The 18,529-nt window shown below is 36.0% G+C and carries 11 protein-coding genes; 5 read left to right on the forward strand and 6 right to left on the reverse strand.

Annotation, left to right across the window (positions count from 1 at the left end; all coding sequences use genetic code 11):
* Position 1: 1 nt before the first annotated feature.
* The gene (locus tag NSA01_RS07655) at positions 2-1,117 is read right to left on the reverse strand and encodes a PIN/TRAM domain-containing protein (protein ID WP_257480893.1); all 1,116 of its coding nucleotides are present in this window, start codon (positions 1,115-1,117) and stop codon (positions 2-4) included.
* 142 nt (positions 1,118-1,259) lie between these two features.
* On the reverse strand, positions 1,260-2,630 hold the full coding sequence (gene radA, locus NSA01_RS07660) for a DNA repair protein RadA (protein ID WP_257480894.1): 1,371 nt from the start codon (positions 2,628-2,630) through the stop codon (positions 1,260-1,262).
* Between the two features lie 434 nt (positions 2,631-3,064).
* Here radA and rpoB point away from each other — a divergent pair, with 434 nt between their 5' ends.
* The 4 genes from rpoB (at position 3,065) to NSA01_RS07680 (ending at position 12,370) form a co-directional block, all read left to right on the forward strand.
* On the forward strand, positions 3,065-6,799 hold the full coding sequence (gene rpoB / locus NSA01_RS07665; protein ID WP_257480895.1) for a DNA-directed RNA polymerase subunit beta: 3,735 nt from the start codon (positions 3,065-3,067) through the stop codon (positions 6,797-6,799).
* A gap of 93 nt (positions 6,800-6,892) precedes the next feature.
* Positions 6,893-10,549, forward strand: a complete 3,657-nt coding sequence (gene rpoC, locus NSA01_RS07670) for a DNA-directed RNA polymerase subunit beta' (protein WP_257480903.1) — start codon at positions 6,893-6,895, stop codon at positions 10,547-10,549.
* A gap of 86 nt (positions 10,550-10,635) precedes the next feature.
* Entirely contained in the window at positions 10,636-11,877 is a 1,242-nt protein-coding gene (locus NSA01_RS07675; protein WP_257480896.1) for a homoserine dehydrogenase, read from the forward strand.
* 13 nt (positions 11,878-11,890) lie between these two features.
* A complete protein-coding gene (locus tag NSA01_RS07680) occupies positions 11,891-12,370 on the forward strand; it encodes an ACT domain-containing protein (RefSeq protein ID WP_052294605.1) in 480 nt (159 codons plus the stop codon).
* Positions 12,371-12,693: 323 nt separating this feature from the next.
* Here the strand turns inward: NSA01_RS07680 and NSA01_RS07685 are convergent, their stop codons facing one another.
* On the reverse strand, positions 12,694-13,581 hold the full coding sequence (locus NSA01_RS07685; RefSeq protein WP_257480897.1) for a DMT family transporter: 888 nt from the start codon (positions 13,579-13,581) through the stop codon (positions 12,694-12,696).
* 117 nt (positions 13,582-13,698) lie between these two features.
* On the opposite strand from NSA01_RS07685, the gene NSA01_RS07690 reads away from it, so the two are divergent.
* Positions 13,699-14,382 (forward strand): metallophosphoesterase family protein, encoded by a 684-nt coding sequence (locus NSA01_RS07690; RefSeq protein ID WP_257480898.1) that lies wholly within the window; start codon positions 13,699-13,701, stop codon positions 14,380-14,382.
* A 172-nt stretch (positions 14,383-14,554) separates the two neighbouring features.
* On the opposite strand, the gene NSA01_RS07695 is transcribed toward NSA01_RS07690, so the two are convergent.
* From NSA01_RS07695 to NSA01_RS07705, 3 genes are read right to left on the reverse strand one after another with little or no spacing between them, the layout of a single operon-like run.
* Positions 14,555-16,447 (reverse strand): PTS fructose transporter subunit IIABC, encoded by a 1,893-nt coding sequence (locus NSA01_RS07695; protein WP_257480899.1) that lies wholly within the window; start codon positions 16,445-16,447, stop codon positions 14,555-14,557.
* A gap of 17 nt (positions 16,448-16,464) precedes the next feature.
* Positions 16,465-17,367: a 1-phosphofructokinase gene (pfkB, locus tag NSA01_RS07700; protein WP_257480900.1), complete on the reverse strand. Its 903-nt coding sequence runs from the start codon at positions 17,365-17,367 to the stop codon at positions 16,465-16,467.
* Position 17,368: 1 nt separating this feature from the next.
* Entirely contained in the window at positions 17,369-18,118 is a 750-nt protein-coding gene (locus NSA01_RS07705) for a DeoR/GlpR family DNA-binding transcription regulator (protein WP_257480901.1), read from the reverse strand.
* Positions 18,119-18,529: the final 411 nt, after the last annotated feature.

Below are 18,529 nucleotides of genomic sequence, written 5' to 3' on the forward strand. Positions count from 1 at the left end.
TTTACGATACGGGTTTAACGAATATCATTCTTCCTGCGGCGGTTTGAAGTACACTTGTTACGACTGTATTAAGTTCTTCTCCGATCCTGTTTCTGCCTTCTTCCACGACTATCATCGTTCCGTCTTCGAGATAAGCAATTCCCTGTGAATTTTCTTTGCCCTCTTTTAATACTTTGACAAATAATTCTTCTCCCGGAAGAACCACTGTCTTAACAGCATTTGAAAGTTCGTTTGTGTTGAGAACTTCAACTCCTTGAAATTCTGCGATTTTATTTAGGTTGTAATCATTGGTTACGACTTTTGCATCGATATCTATTGCGAGTTTTAATAATTTTGTATCTACTTCTGTTATCTCCGGATAGTCTTTATCCAAATTTACTACTTCTATGGGAAGTTCTTTTTGGATTTGATTTAATATATCGATCCCTCTTCTTCCTCTGCTTCTTTTGACGCTGTCGGCAGAGTCCGCGATTTGCTGAAGTTCATATAATACAAAGTTAGGTAATATTATCGGTCCGTCTATAAAACCGGTTTTTAATATATCCAATATCCTTCCGTCGATTATTACGCTGGTATCTAAAATCTTTGCGACGCCTATAGGAACTTTGGGATGTTTCTTTGTTTGTTTTTGTTTAAATGTATCATTTTCAAATGGATTGAGTCCTCTGAAGAACCTTTCCGCATCCGGCGCTTTATATGTAGCTATAGAAACAAATACATATATGCACACAGCATATATCACTATAGTTATAATGCTTACTATCCACCCCGGTAAGTTCATGTTTTGGAAAGGAAGACATAATAAAGCAGACAAAATCAAAGCAAGTATCAGAGAGCCTATTACAAGACCGATTTGAGTAAATGTAGTATTGTTTATTTCTCTGCTTACCTGAGCAAAAATACGTCTGAATGCTTTAGCAAAAAATGGAATAAAAATAATAAAAATAAAACCGAATAAAATAGCTGCTAATACATAAATTGTACCTTTGCCAAATGCTGATGTGATATTTATTCCAAGCCTTTGATATAAGTGTCCGCTATCTATCAGCCAGCTGCCTAACTGCGTTCCAACAATTGCACCCAATACAAAAATAAATGCATAAAGTGCTTTTTTCATCTTTACACCTCCTTCTATTAAATTTTCTATCATCACTAAGGTATATACTACCTTAAATTAATTGTATAAGAAATAAATGTAAATGTAAATAGAAAAAAGATTAAAGTTTTATGAAAAGAACTTTAATCTTTTTGTTTATGGTCTAATTATTGAATAATTTGAAGACACATTCTTTAAGTGTGCTGATTTCTATTACTTTTATATTTAAATTTGAAATGTCTTCATGTTCATCCAAGGAGTTTCTCGGTATGATTGCTTTTTTAAACCCAAGGGAATTAGCTTCTTTTATCCTTTTGAAAATATTGTTTATCTTTCTTATTTCTCCGCAAAGGCCTACTTCACCTATTATTATGGTGTTGATAGGTATTTCTTTTTTTAGCATAGAGGATATCACCGCGCAAGCAACTGCCAGGTCACTTGCGGTTTCTTTTACTCTTACTCCTCCCACGACATTTAAATATACATCTGTAGAATGAAGTTTGACATTAGTCATTTTTTCTATTACAGCTAATATTTGAACAAACCTGTTATATTCAAAGCCTGTGGATACTCTTCTTGGAACTTGAAAAGATGACATCATGGCAAGGGCCTGTATCTCTATCAGAACACTTCTGTTACCTTCCATTATTGAACAAATAACACTTCCGTAGCTTCTGTTTTCTCTGTCTTCCAGTAACAGCCTCGATGGATTTGTTACGCATTCAAGACCTTTTCTGGTCATCTCGAATACTCCGATTTCCTCGCTGGAGCCAAATCTGTTTTTACTTAGTCTCAGTATCCTTAAGCTTGAATTCGATTCGCTTTCAAAATACATAACGGTATCTACCATATGTTCAATGGTCTTCGGTCCCGCTATTGTACCTTGTTTTGTTATATGTCCCACTATGAATACACTTGTATTGGTAGCTTTGGCAAAGTTCATAAGCAAATTGGTGCATTCTCTTACCTGGGTTATCGTCCCGGGTGCGCTTGGTATATTGGAACTCCTTACGGTTTGGATAGAATCTATTATTAATAAATCCGCCTTATTCTCTTTAGCACTTTCTATTATCTGTTCTATATCCGTATTTGATAAAACAAGTATATCACTTCCTTTTAGTCCCAGCCTGTCCAGTCTCAATTTTAACTGTGAGAGACTTTCTTCACTGGATGCATATAAAACTCTTTTTCCGATTATGGATACATTATGAGCTGTCTGCATTAAAAGAGTGGATTTTCCTATTCCCGGCTCTCCTCCGACAAGTACCAGGCTTGATGCTACGATACCTTCTCCCAGTACATTATCCAGCTCACTTATCGATGTCGTAAACCTCATATCTTCTTTTGTGTCTACATCTTTTAAGTTGGTGACTTTGGGAGTGAAAACACTGCTTTTGGAATTTACAAGATCCAGTTCTTTTTTTGAAAATTCGCTGAACGTATTCCAGTTTCCGCAGTCCGGGCATTTCCCCCAGTATTTGGGGCTTTCGTATCCGCATTCGCTGCACACAAATATTTTTTTATCTTTTGCCAAAATTTTATCCTCTTTGCTAATTTTTTTATATAAAATGATTATTATCCTGAAAAAGATTATAACATATAAGAAAAAATTTTCATAAAAAGATATTAAAAAAACTATTACATATTTAAAATATTATCTACTTACAAAATAATATAAAATTATGCATAAATTTATGGTAAAATAAAAAAAAGATGATTTATTGTAAAAGGGCGATAAAAAGGGCAAAAAAATTGGAAATATTTAATATATTTTAGTTGTTACCCTTGACTTATCATAGTTCTTTTGCTAAAATATTAAATTACTGAAAATACAAAACAAGCCTAAAATTTGTATTAATTTTATGCAGTTTAGGACGGAGGAAACAACAGCAAATTGGTTGAATCTTTTATTTTAAAATAAGATGATTTTGCTGTGTTTTTCATGTTTAAATTAAGGAGAGTGGTACAGTGATTCATCCAGAGAAAATTGGTAGAAGAGAAAGAATGAGTTTTTCTAAAATCAAAGATGTAATGGAAATGCCTAATTTAATTTCTATTCAGACAGACTCATATAAGTGGTTTATAGAGGAAGGTCTTAGAGAGGCATTTTTAGATGTATTCCCTATCAGCGACCCAAGTGAGAATTTAATACTTGAATTCGTTGATTATATCTTAGATGACACTCCAAAATATGATGTTGAAGAGTGTAAAGAAAGAAAGACAAATTATTCTGCTTCTTTAAAAGTTAAAGTTAGACTTGTTGTAAAAGAAGATGGTGAAATCAAAGACGTTAGAGAACAGCATGTATTCATGGCTGATTTTCCTTTAATGACCAGAACCGGTACATTCATCATCAATGGTGCTGAAAGAGTTATTGTAAGCCAGCTTATTCGTTCACCCGGAGCATATTTCTCAGTTGAAAGAGATAAGTATGGTAAAGAATTATACAATGGACAAATCATCCCTAACAGAGGGGCTTGGCTGGAATATGAAACGGACGCAAGTGACTGTCTGTACGCCAGAGTAGACAGAACAAAAAAAGTTCCGATCACGGTTTTAATCAGAGCATTGGGACTTGGAACAAATGAAGAGATCATAAATTTCTTCGGAGAAGAAAAGAGACTTATGACTACATTCGAAAAAGATTCTTCTTCAAGTGTAGACGAAGGTCTTATTGAAATTTATAAAAAACTCAGACCGGGCGAACCTGAAAGCGTTGATTCAGCTAAAGGTTTATTCATTCCGATGTTTTTCGACCAAAGAAGATACGACCTGATGATGGTTGGTAGATTTAAACTTAACAAAAAATTAGCTCTTGCTACAAGAATTACTGGCCAGTATGCATTCAAAGATATAGTTAATCCTTTAACCGGAGAAATCTTAGTAAGTAAAGATGAAATAATTGATGAAAAAACTGCATGGGAAATCCAAAACTGTGGAATTAATACTGTCGAAGTCAAAGTGTCTGAGGACAAAGGCTTTAAAATAATAGGTAACGGTGTCGTTGACATAAATAAATTTGAGTTGCCTTTTGATGTAAGTGATTTAAAAATCGATGAAATGGTCAACTTTAGAGTTTTAAGTGAAATATTAGACTCCGACCTTTCAAATGAAGAAAAGAAAGAACAAATCAAAGACAGAATGAGCGAACTTCTTCCTAAGCATATCACTGTGGAAGATATTTATGCTTCTATCAGTTATAACCTCGGTTTCGATCATGGTATCGGAACTTTAGATGATATCGACCATTTAGGCAACAGAAGGATCCGTTCCGTAGGTGAACTTTTACAAAACCAATTCAGAATCGGTCTTTCAAGATTAGAAAGAACTGTAAAAGAAAGAATGATTTCATTCGACCCTGAAGAAGTTACACCTTCAAGCTTAGTAAACGTAAAACCTGTAAATGCTGCTTTGAAAGAATTCTTCGGTTCATCTCAGTTGTCTCAGTTTATGGACCAAACAAATCCTCTTGGGGAACTTACACATAAGAGAAGATATTCTGCTTTAGGTCCCGGCGGACTTTCAAGAGACAGAGCCGGATTTGAAGTCAGAGACGTTCATCATTCTCACTACGGAAGAGTTTGTCCAATAGAAACTCCTGAAGGTCCGAATATCGGTCTTATCGGTTCTCTTGCAACATTCTCCAGAGTTAATAAGTATGGATTTATCGAAACTCCGTACAGAAGAGTAAAAGACGGTGCGGTAACAGGGGATATAGATTATATCCCGGCTGATGAAGAAGGTAAATACACCATAGCTCAGGCAAATGAACCTTTAATGGAAAACGGTTCTTTTGAACATTCAAAGGTAACCGGTAGAGCCGGATTTGAAAGGGATTTCGTAACTGTTGAAAAAGATAAGGTAGACTATATGGATATATCTCCTAAGCAGGTGGTTTCCGTTGCTACCAGTATGATACCTTTCCTTGAAAATGACGATGCCAACAGAGCCCTTATGGGTGCCAACATGCAGCGTCAGGCAGTACCTTTATTAAAACCGCAGGCTCCTATGGTAGCCACAGGTATAGAACACAGAGCTGCTAAGGACAGCGGTGTTTGTGTCGTAAGTGAAGTTGACGGTGTAGTTAAAAGAGTTACCGCAACTGAAATCATTATTACAGATGATGCTACGAAGCAAAATGTAAAATATAAATTACTTAAATATAAGAGAACAAACCAAAATACTTGCATAAACCAAATCCCTATCGTAAAACTTGGTGACAGGATCAAAAAAGGCGAAGTAATAGCTGACGGTCCTTCTACGGAAAACGGTGATTTATCGCTCGGTAGGAATATCCTTATCGGATTTATGACTTGGGAAGGTTATAACTACGAAGATGCTATCATTATAAATGAAAAACTCGTAAAGGAAGATGCTCTTACTTCAATCCATATCGAAGAATTCGACTGCGAAGCTAAGGAAACAAAGCTTGGAAGCGAAGAAATCACGAGAGATATTCCAAATGTAGGTGAAGATGCACTTAGAAACCTCGATGAAAGAGGGGTCATAAGAGTAGGTGCGGAAGTTAAATCAGATGATATCCTTGTTGGTAAAGTTACTCCGAAAGGAGAAAGCGACCCAACGGCGGAAGAAAAATTACTTCGTGCAATCTTTGGTGAAAAAGCCAGAGAAGTAAGAGACACCTCACTTAAAGTTCCTCACGGAGAAAAGGGTGTTGTAGTAGATGTAAAAGTATATACAAAAGAAAACGGCGATGAATTAAAACCTAATGTAAATAAGCTTGTAAGAGTTTATATTGCAATAAAGAGAAAAATTCAAGTCGGTGATAAAATGGCGGGACGTCACGGTAACAAAGGGGTAATCAGTAGAGTTGTCCCTGAAGAAGATATGCCATTCTTACCTGATGGAACTCCGCTTGAAATATTACTTTCTCCAATGGGGGTTCCTTCCCGTATGAATATTGGACAGGTACTGGAAGTCCATTTGGGGCTTGCTTGTAAAGCTCTAGGTATCGATATAGCCACTCCGGTATTCGACGGAGCAAAAGAAGAAGATATCATGGAACTTCTGGAACAGGCAGGATACTCATCAGACGGTAAAATCCAGCTTTATGACGGAAGAACAGGTGAACCTTTCGATAACAGGGTAACCGTCGGATATATGTACATGCTGAGACTACATCATATCGTTGATGAAAAGATGCATGCCAGAGCAACCGGTCCTTACTCCCTGGTTACACAGCAGCCACTTGGCGGTAAAGCACAAATGGGTGGACAGAGATTCGGAGAAATGGAAGTTTGGGCTCTTGAAGCATACGGTGCCGCTCATACATTACAGGAAATCCTTACCGTTAAGAGTGATGATGTATCCGGAAGAGTCAAGACTTACGAATCTATCATTAAAGGAGAAAATATCCCAAAAGCAGGTGTTCCTGAATCATTTAAAGTTCTTATTAAAGAATTCCAAAGCTTATGCTTAGACGTAAATGTTCTTGGTGAAAGAAATGAAGTAATTGACATCAAAGACGATGAAGATGAAGACTTGGTAGAAGATTTAGAACAAGTAGAAGCAAGTGCAGACGGCGACTTTGTAGAAGATTTGGATGATATCGAATTTGAAGAAATCAGTGAAGCTGATATTCTTGAAGATGACGGGGACATTGAAAGCGAAGATTTAGATTTCCTTGATAGTGATGTATTAAGTTCTGCTTCATCAGATGATGAAGACGAAGAATTTATGTAATAGGAACTATTAAAGGGAAAATATAAGTGGGAGGTAAATTCCTTGAAAGAATTTAATGATGTAAATATAGATAATAAAAAAGAAAAAACAAATATGGGTGATATTGATTTTAAATCAATACAAATTGGTTTAGCATCAAAAGAAAAAATTCTTGATTGGTCTTACGGCGAGGTAAAAAAACCGGAGACTATTAACTACAGAACTTCTAAACCGGAAAAAGACGGATTGTTTTGTGAAAAGATTTTCGGACCGACTAAGGATTATGAATGTTACTGCGGTAAATATAAACAAATCAGATATAAAGGCGTGATTTGCGACAGATGCGGGGTCGAACTTACAAAGTCAAAAGTAAGAAGAGAAAGAATGGGACATATTGCTTTAGCTGCTCCCGTTACTCACATTTGGTACTTTAAAGGTATCCCAAGCAGAATAGGTCTACTTCTTGAAATGTCGCCTAAAGAGCTTGAAAGAATAATATATTTTGCTGCATATGTGGTAACAGATCCGGGAAATACTCCTTTGGATGAAAAAACGGTTTTAACCGAAAATGAGTATAAAGAATACAGACAGATTTACGGAAGTGAGTTTACTGCAAAAATAGGTGCCGAAGCAATTCAGGATTTACTTGGACAAGTGGATCTAGAAAAAGAAAGTCAGGAATTAAAACAAATCATTGCTACGGAAACTACAAGACAAAAGAAAACAAAAGCAATAAAGAAACTTAAAATTGTAGAAGATTTTAGAAATTCCAATAACAATCCTCAGGATATGGTCCTTGAAGTAGTTCCTGTTATTCCTCCTGAACTCAGACCTATGGTTATGCTTGACGGGGGAAGATATGCTACAAGTGACTTAAATGACTTATACAGAAGAGTTATAAACAGAAATAACAGACTTAAAAGACTTCTTGAACTTAATGCTCCTGATATTATCGTTCAAAATGAAAAGAGAATGCTTCAGGAAGCTGTTGATGCACTGATAGATAACGGAAGAAGGGGCAGACCTGTTACAGGTCCCGGAAACAGACCGCTTCGTTCATTATCCGATATGCTTAAGGGTAAACAAGGTAGATTCAGACAAAACTTACTTGGTAAGAGGGTCGACTACTCGGGACGTTCCGTTATAGTTGTTGGTCCGGAACTTAAGATGTATCAATGCGGTCTTCCTAAGGAAATGGCAATCGAATTATTCAAGCCTTTCATTATGAGAGAACTTGTGAAGAGAAAACATTCTCTAAATATAAAATCAGCTAAAAGAATGGTAGAAAGACAAAGTCCGGAAGTTTGGGATGTGCTCGACGATGTAATCAAAGATCATCCGGTTTTACTTAACCGTGCCCCTACACTTCATAGACTAGGTATCCAAGCATTCGAACCGATTTTGGTCGAAGGAAGAGCTATTAAGCTTCATCCTCTTGTTTGTACAGCGTTCAACGCCGACTTTGACGGTGACCAAATGGCCGTTCATGTGCCTTTGAGCGTTGAAGCACAAGCTGAAGCAAGGTTTTTAATGCTTGCTGCATACAATATTTTGAAACCTCAGGACGGCTCTCCTGTAGTTTCTCCTACACAGGATATGATCCTTGGCTCTTATTACTTGACTATTGTAAAAGAAAACCAAAAAGGTGAAGGAAAGGCATTTGCTTCAATTCCCGAACTTGAAATGGCATATTATAATAAAGAAGTAGAACTTCATGCAAAAGTTAAAGTAAGAGTTAAGAAAGTCATTGACGGAAAAGAACATGTCAAAATAGTTGAATCAACTGTAGGTAGGTTCTTATTTAATCAAATAATCCCTCAGGATTTAGGATTTGTGGTAAGAGAAACTCCTGCGGATATGTTCAAACTGGAAATAGATAAAGTAGTGGATAAAGGTGTTTTATCCGAAATAGTTTATAAATGTTTCACAAGACACGGTGCCGCTAAGACATCAATGGTTCTTGATGATATCAAAAAAATGGGCTTTACTTATTCTACAAAGGCAGCCGTTACTGTAAGTATTTCAGATATGGAAGTACCGGATGTTAAACCTCAGTTACTTGATGAAGCTGATGTAAAAGTAGATAAAGTTTTAAAGAAATATAAAAGAGGTATGATTACCGAAGCCGAAAGAAAAAGAGAAGTTATCGATATTTGGAATGATACGACCAACTTGGTAACAAATGCGCTTCTTGACCACCTTGATCCATTCAATCCGATCAACATGATGGCTGACTCGGGTGCCAGAGGTAGCAGGAACCAGATCAGACAGCTTGCCGGTATGAGAGGGCTTATGGCGTCTCCTAACGGGGATATCATAGAACTTCCTATACGTTCTAACTTCCGTGAAGGCTTGGACGTTTTGGAATTCTTTATCTCTTCTCACGGTGCGAGAAAAGGTCTTGCGGATACTGCCCTTAGAACTGCCGATTCAGGTTACTTGACAAGAAGACTCGTTGATGTAAGTCAGGATCAAATCGTTAAAGAAGACGACTGCGGTACGGATCAAGGTTATGATGTTACTGCTATCAAAGTAGGTAACGACGTTATCGAAGAATTGGAAGAAAGAATAAACGGCAGATATGCATTTGACGATGTCGTTAATCCAAATACAGGAGAAGTAATAGTTTCAAGAAATGAACTCATTACTCCTGATAAAGCTAAGAAAATAGTTGATGCGGGTATAGAAAAAGTAAGTATCAGAGCCGTATTCAACTGTAAGAGTAAAGTCGGAGTTTGTGCTAAATGCTACGGTGTAGACTTAACGAGTATGAAGACTGTAAGCGTTGGTGAGGCTGTAGGTACTATTGCCGCACAGTCTATCGGTGAACCCGGTACTCAGCTTACTATGCGTACATTCCATACAGGCGGGGTCGCATCAGCGGAAGATATCACTCAAGGTCTTCCAAGAATCGAAGAGTTATTTGAAGCCAGAAGACCGAAAGGTCAGGCAATAATTTCTGATATCGATGGTGTTATCGAAGTTACCGAAGAGGACGGACACAGCAAAGTTATCGTTATGAACAATGAGAACGGTGAAGTATTCGATTATGATATTCCTTACGGTTCAAGGATAAAAGTAAGACAAGGGGATAAGGTAGAAGCCGGTGATGAAATCACTGAAGGTAGTATTTATCCTGAAGATCTTCTTAGGATAAAAGGTGTTGACGGAGTTCAAAAATATATCTTGACTGAAGTACAAAAAGTATATAGATACCAAGGTGTTCATATCTCGGATAAGCACGTTGAAATAATAATAAGACAAATGCTTAGAAAATATGAAGTTACCGATGCGGGAGAAACAGAACTTCTTCCGGGTACGAGTGTTGATTATTTTGAATTTGAAAATGCAAACCAAAAAGCGAGAGAAGAAGGTAAAGAAGAAGCTACAGGTAACAGAAAGTTACTCGGTATTACAAAGGCTTCGCTTTCTACATCTTCATTCCTTTCAGCCGCGTCATTCCAGGAAACCACAAAGGTCCTTACCGATGCTGCTATTCAAGGTAAAGTCGACCCATTACTTGGACTAAAAGAAAATATCATTTTAGGTAAACTTATTCCTGCGGGTACAGGTATCAAGAAATACGACCTTGAACTTGTTAAGAATAAAGACGATGATGACCTTTTAAAAGAGATTTTAGATGAGCTTAATGAAAGCCAAATAGAAAATTCTTTGGAAGAAGAAGGTTTGACCGTTCATGATATCGAAGAAGACGATAAGCTTGATAATGAAGATTTAAATGATTTTGAGCTTAAAAGCGAAAATGAATAGGAAATAAAAATATAAATTAAAATCTACGATTCTTATGAGTCGTAGATTTTAGTACATATATAAATGCTTATGATAGGAGAAAACATATGTCTAAAATTGGATTATTAGGCTGCGGTACAGTCGGAACAGGCGTATATGAAATAATCAATGAAAAAAAGGGAAACTTTTTTGAAGAAAATAATTATAAGATAAAGAAAATTTTAGTTAGAGATGCTTCCAGAAAAAGAGAAGGTATTCCAAGTGAACTGTTGACGGACAGTCCGGATGATATTTTAAATGATGATGAGATATCTCTTATTATTGCCGTAATGGGAAGTTACGAGCAAGAATATCCTGCAATAAAAAAAGCGTTGCAGCTTAAAAAGAATGTCGTTACTGCAAACAAAGAAATCATATCTAAGCATATGGAAGAACTTTTGGAGCTTGCTAAAGAAAACGGTGTTACGATTTTGTTTGAAGCTTCCGTAGGCGGCGGTATCCCTATTATAGAATCAATTATAGATACTATTAAAATAAATAAAATAAATAAAGTCCAAGGTATATTAAACGGGACTACAAATTTTATTTTATCCAAGATGACAAAAGAAGAGTTGGACTTTGATGAAGTATTAAAAGTCGCTCAGGATATGGGTTTTGCCGAAGCTGACCCGACAGCCGATGTAGACGGATTTGATATTTCAAGAAAGCTTACTATACTTTCTTCACTTTGTTACGGTGCTTACATAGATAATGATGATATATATACCAGAACGGTAAGAAACATTACACTATCGGATATACAAGCTGCCGATGACTTCGGTTATGTATTCAAGTATATGGCTGAAAGTGAACTATATGATGATAATACATTCGGAGCAAGCGTTACTCCCGTACTTATCGGAAAAGACTCCGTTACCAGCAATGTAAATGATGAATATAATGTGGTCAGTATCAACGGCAACATTATAGGTCAGTTATCATTTTTAGGAAGAGGTGCGGGAAAAGAAGCTACCGCAAATGCCGTAGTAGCGGATGTAATAAAAGTTCTGACAAAATCGGTTCATGATTATACACATTTGAAATTTGAAAATAATTATAAGAGCTGCGGGATAGAAAGATACAAAAATAAATTTTATCTAAGAGTTTCTGTAAAAGATGAAGTTGAATTTGCAAAGACAATAGATATAGTCTACAGAAATATAGAAAATATCAATCTTTCGTATGAAGACGGAAAAGTTATACTTCTGACAGATGAAGTGACAGGTGAGTTCATGAGTAAATTGTGCGATAGGTTATCGCATGTGACCGAAGATGTATTCTATGCTAGAATAATCGATAATATATTATAGGAAGGTAATGAGGATGAGAAAAGAAGATAGTTTAATCAAGGCGATAACGATTGATGAAGATATTGCTAAAATATCAGTAATGGAAGTTCCGGATAAACCGGGTATTGCTTTTAATTTATTCAGCAGTATAGCAAACGAAGGTATTAAAATCGAAAGTATTACTCAAAATGTAAACAGAAGTCAGGTAAATGATATAACATTTACTGTGCCTACGGATGAATTTGAAAAAGCATTTAAAATCACAAGTGATTTTGCAATCGAAGTAGGAGCTACAAAAGTACTTTACGATAAAGGTGTAGCAAAGCTTTCCGTTATAGGATCCGGAATGGTTGCCAGCACTCAGGTAGCGAGCAGAGTATTTAAAGCACTTTATGAAAAAGGCGTAAACATACAAATGATTTCTACGAGTGAAGTTAAAATTTCTTGCGTAATCGAAAAAGATAAAGCTAAAGAAGCTTTAAAACAAATTTATAAAGAATTCGAAGTAGAATAATACATAACTTAAAAAGGCCATATGGTCTTTTTTATTTTATTGGATAGTATTTGGGATTATTTATAGTTATGATATAACTATAATGATAATAAAGATAATGTTTTGATTTATTAAATCATTATTGATATCATATAAAGTAATGTTTATGATAAAAGGCTTATAACGACGTTGTTATAAGCCTTTTTGGGGTGTTTTTATTTTAAGAAAAACATTTATGTTTGTCAAGTGTACGAATATATTTTATATTATTTTGTTACAAATGTCCATACTTTTTAGAAAAAAATTCCAAAATAAGATATGAATTCATATTCTTTATTAATAATCTATTTGTTATTTAATATTTTATTATTGTTATATAAAAACATTATTACCGAGGCAATGCATATTATTATATAACCTATAATGCTATAAAAGTCTGGTATTTGTCCGAGTAGCAGAAAAGATAAAATCGTAGCAAATATGATTTGAGAATAATCATAAATTGATATTTCACTTGCAGGTGCATGAGTATAAGCAGCCGTTATAAAAAATTGTCCTCCCGAAGCAGCCAGACCCGTTAAAAGCAGTATGGATATCTGATATAAACTCATGGGTGTGAATTCAAATATCAAGTATGGAAGAGATACCAGACATGAAAACAGTGAAAAAAAGAATACTATAAAGGGACCTTTGACCCCTTTTGTACCAAGCTTTCTAACGTAAGTATACGCTATACCCGCACACATACCTCCCATGATACCTATTAAAGACGGAAATATAGGCATTCCCGTAAACCCGGGCTTAACGACGAATAACGTTCCCAAAAATGCGATGAAAACGCATAGACCTTGAAAGGGTTTGATTTTTTCACTCAAAATAAAATAAGAAAATATTATTACAAAAAAGGGTGATAATTTATTTAACATTGAAGCGTCACTTACGAGCATGTGGTCTATAGCGTAGTAATTACAAAATATTCCTATTGTACCGAATGTAGCACGTAATACTAAATCCGCTCTTGAGCCTTTGGACATAAAAATCTTTATCCCTTGTTTTTTCATTAATATTAAAGCTATAAAAAACGCTATAAAGTTTCTGAAGAAGCTCTTTTGTATAAATGGCAGGTCTCCCGCCATTCTTACAAATACATTCATAAGTGCAAAGCAGAATGCAGAAAGTACTATAAAAAATACGCCTTTATTTTTATCTGATATTATGATTTTTTCTTTCATGATGTCCTCTTTCTAAATTTATATTACGACTTATTATATCATCAAAATTTATCTTTACATACATTATATTGTGATGTTATTTTATAAATTATGCTATAATTATTTTAGGTGATGATTATGATTTATGTAACGGGTGATACACATATTCCTATCGACATCCATAAACTTGATGACGATGTTTTTACGAAACAGAAAAATTTAACTAAGCATGATTATGTTATCATATGCGGTGACTTCGGAGGCGTTTGGGGGAATGGAAGAGGCGATAATTATTATTTGAATAAACTTGAAAATAAGAACTTTACAACACTTTGGGTGGACGGTAATCACGAGAACTATACTCTTCTTAAAAATTATAAGATAGAAAACTGGCACGGCGGTAAAGTACAGTTTATCAAAGACAGTGTTATTCATCTTATGCGAGGACAAGTATTCGATATCGAAGGAAATAAGTTCTTTACTTTCGGCGGAGGTAATTCCATTGATAAGAGTATAAGAGACCCGGGAAGGACTTGGTGGAAAGAAGAAATGCCAAGTAAGAAAGAATATGATGAAGGTCTCAGAAATTTAAAATTAAATGATTTTAAGGTGGATTATATAATAAGTCATACTGCTCCGTATTTTATAAACAGGGATATATTTAAAAAGGCAATCAAGGATGAGTATAAGCTAAATAAATATTTGGAAGATGTGGAGGATATGTGTGAATATAAGAAGCATTTCTTTGGGCATTTTCATGAAGATATTGATATTGATGATAAACATAGCTGCTTATATCAAAGGATACTAAGGATTGTATGACTTCTCGGCACTACGCCTCACTATCGTGAGAATTCGCGCCTTGAAGTCAATATTTAAAGTGAATATAAAGTATAGACTAAGGGCGCGGAGTCTGCTTTGCAGGGGAAGTGCCCGCCTTTTTGTATAAAGTAAAAAAGCCCGACGGGTAAGATCGGACTTTTTAAAAAGGGTTTTATTTATCATGAACAGGTTTTTTCAGTATGGCTAAAAGTGCCATTCCGACTAATGAACCTGCTGCAAGAGCAGCCAAGTAATATAATGGATTTCCGATGATTGCTGTTACCCATAGTCCTCCGTGAGGTGCTCTTAGGGTACAGCCGAATAACATGGAAAGTCCGCCTGCTATACCGGCTCCAATGGCGCATGACGGTATTACTCTTAGAGGATCCGCCGCTGCGAATGGTATAGCTCCTTCCGTGATGAATGAAGCTCCCATAATATAATTTGTAAGGGCTGAACCTCTTTCATCTTTTGAAAATCTGTTTTTAAAGAATGTAGCGCAAAGTGCGATTGCAAGTGGAGGAACCATTCCACCTATCATAACTGCCGCCATGATATCAAAGTTACCTGTTGTTAGTGAAGCCGTTCCGAATACATATGCTGCCTTATTGAACGGACCGCCCATATCAATAGACATCATAGCACCCAGAACTATTCCGAGTACGACTTTTGATGATTCTCCCATAACTTTAAGTCCATTTGTCAACGAAGCGTTAAGGATAGATACCGGAGGGTTTACAAGGAATGTCATTATCGCTCCGATCAATAATACCCCTAGTAACGGATATATCAGAACAGGTTTCATTCCTTCCAAACTGTTTGGAAGTTTGGAGAATAATTTCTTTAAGAATACCATCAAATATCCTGCAATGAAACCCGCAAGTAGTGCTCCTAAAAATCCGGAGCCTCCGCTGTTTGCAATTGCTCCGCCTACAAAGCCTGTAACGAGTGCAGGTCTGTCACCTATACTCATTGCGATGTATCCCGCAAGGATAGGTAACATAAATCCGAATGCAGTGTCTCCGATAGTTTTAAGGAATGCAGCAAATGGTGTATTTGAACCGAAGGTTTTTGCACCGAGACTGGCATCGTCGAATAAGAATGCAAGAGCGATCAATATACCTCCGCCGATTACGAATGGAAGCATATGTGAAACTCCATTCATAAGGTGCTTATAAATCTGTCTTCCTATACTTTCGTTTGCACCGTCGTCTTCTGTTACTTCTCCGCCGCCTTCATAAATAGGTGCTTTTTCATTGATTGCGTCGGTAAGCAGTTCTTCCGCCTTGTTGATACCGTTGGCAACTTTCGTTTGAATGACCTTTTTGCCGTTAAATCTAGCCATTTCCACTTCTCTGTCAGCTGCTACGATAATACATTTTGCATGTTCTATTTCATCTTTTGTAAGTTTATTTTTAACTCCCCCCGAACCGTCTGTTTCAACTTTAAATTTAATGCCCATTTCTTTTGCTTTTTTCTCCATAGCTTCCGCAGCCATGTAAGTATGGGCGATACCTGTCGGGCATGCTGTTACCGCAAGGACTTCAAAATATCCGTCATCTTCCTTATTGCTTTCGGCTTTTTCTTCCGTCTTTTCTTCTTTGAATTTTTCTTTTTCTGCTTTATCAATCATAGCCAAAAATTCATCTTTATTTTTTGCATTTATTAAACTTGCTCTGAAGTTTTCATCCATAAGCAGTGTGGATAATCTGCTCAATACCTCCAAATGAACATTGTTTTCTCCGTCGGGAGCGGCTATCATAAAGAATAGGTATGCAGGTTGAGCGTCAAGCGACTGAAAATTCAGCCCATCCCTCAATACCATTGCGCTTAGTCCCGCTTCTTTTACAGCTTTATTTTTGGAATGAGGAATGGCAACGCCTTCTCCGATACCTGTTGTTCCCTGAGCTTCTCTTTCCAAAACTCCTTTTTTGTATTCTTCTTTGTCGGATAATCTTCCGCTTTTATCCATTAAATCTACCAAGAAGTCAATAGCTCCCGATTTGTCTTTTACATCGGGATTTAATGCAATTCCTTCTTTTCTAAGTAAATCACTTATTCTCATTTTAGTCTCCTTAATATTTATAATAATTTCAGTAAAGCGTCTACATCTTTTTTTGTAGCTATACTTTCGCTGAAAGCACTTGCACTGCCTGAAGCTATGCCCAGTTTTAACGCCTCATAGTAGTCATTGTTTTTAAGATACCCCGCTAAAAATCCTGCGACCATTGAATCTCCCGCACCTACGGAATTTATTACTTTTCCCTTTGGAGAGGTGCTTTTTAATATTTCTCCTTTTTCAGTTAGGAGTATCGCTCCGTCGCCTGCCATGGAAACCAGAATATTTCTCGCTCCCATATCCTGAAGCTTTTTAGCATAGGTTATTATGTCTTCCTCTGTCTTTAATATGACATTAAATAATTCTCCCAGTTCATGATGATTTGGTTTTATAAGAAACGGAGAATATTTTAATACATTTAATAACAGTTCGTTGGTTGCGTCCACTGCGATATTTACTTTTTTCTCATTAAGTCTTTTCATTATTTGTTCATAAATGTCGTCATTCACCGAACTTGGAATACTTCCGGCAAGGACTAATATATCTTTATCTGAAAGCTTATCTAATTTACTCATCAGTAAATTCAAATCTTCCTTGGTTATATTAGGTCCCCCCGCATTTATTTCACTTTCTATATCCGCCTTTACTTTGACGTTTATTCTTGTCATCCCTTCTTTAAGCGTTATAAAGTCGGTTTTGATATTTCTTTTTTTTAGTTTCTTTATGAGCTCTTCTCCCGTGAAACCCGCTATATATCCGATAGCCGTGTTATCGACACCGAGCTCGCTTAACATCATTGAAACATTTATACCCTTTCCTCCCGGATTTAAAAATTCTTCCTTGGAGCGGTTTACTTCTCCGCTTTCAAATTTATCCAGAAGCATTACGTAATCCAGCGCCGGGTTAAATGTTACGGTGTATATCATATTATTGTGCCTCCAGTATTTTAGTTTTGCCCTTAAGGGAATTATTGACATCAGATGCGGTAATTATTACTGCGTCTTTTAAATTTGCAAAAGTAATCGGAGCTATCTTGTTAAATTTGGATTCATCTCCAAGGATAAAAGCTTCTTTGCATTTTTTTAGTGCAGCTCCTTTTATCAAAGCTTCCTTCTCTTCATACGTCGTATATCCGGCTTTTATATCAATCCCGTTTGTTCCGAAGAAACCTTTGGTAAAATTATATTTTACTAAGCTTTTTACCGCTTCGCTTCCGACTATGGAACCTGTGATTTCCCTTGCTTCTCCCGATGTGATGAATACTTTGTAACCCATTTTGGAGAGGGTGAGAGCGTGATATAATCCATTCGTTACGAAAGTAACATTCTTAGGTGTGATATATTTAAGCATGGCTCCCGTTGAAGTCCCCGCGTCTAAATATACAAAGTCGTTTTCTTCGATAAGGCTTGCCGCCATTTTCCCTATTTTGTCTTTTTCTTCTTTGTTTATATTTTCTCTTGTAATAATATCTTCTTCTTTTTTTATAAAACTGCTGTTTTCGATTTTAGCCGCTCCCCCATGGACTTTCTTAAGTTTGTTCATGCTGTCGAGAGCTTGTAAGTCTCTTCTTGTCGTTGCATCGGAGGAGTTAAGTGCTTGTGTGATTTCTTTTACTGTAAGAACATTTTTTTCGTTAAGCATTTCTAAAATTTTTTCATATCTTTTTTCGGTCAACATATCATCACTTCCTTTTTTATAGGTGTATGATAACACTAAGTATTTTCATTGTCAATCATTTTTAATCAAAAATAATCAATAACAATCAAATATATTCATAAATCCTTATATATACACTTGATAAGGATAGTATTGGTAAATTAAGTTAAAATTATTCCCATAAATTCTATAGGGTTCCACCCTAAGACCCGCGAATATTTTTTCTAAGTTTAATTCGCAAATCTTGCTTAAAGCAAATTTGCTCATGTTATTGAATGTGTTTCACACATCTAAAATTTACCAAAGTAAATTTTAGCAAGCCTTCCTTGAAGTCTTGCAATAGTCACAAAATGGATTAAAGGACTCCACTCAAACGTAGTTTTTTAGGGTTCCACTCTAAGACCCGCCATTTTTTGCTCGTCCAAAAAATGG

The organism is Anaerofustis stercorihominis, assembly GCF_024623185.1.
GTDB lineage: Bacteria > Bacillota > Clostridia > Eubacteriales > Anaerofustaceae > Anaerofustis.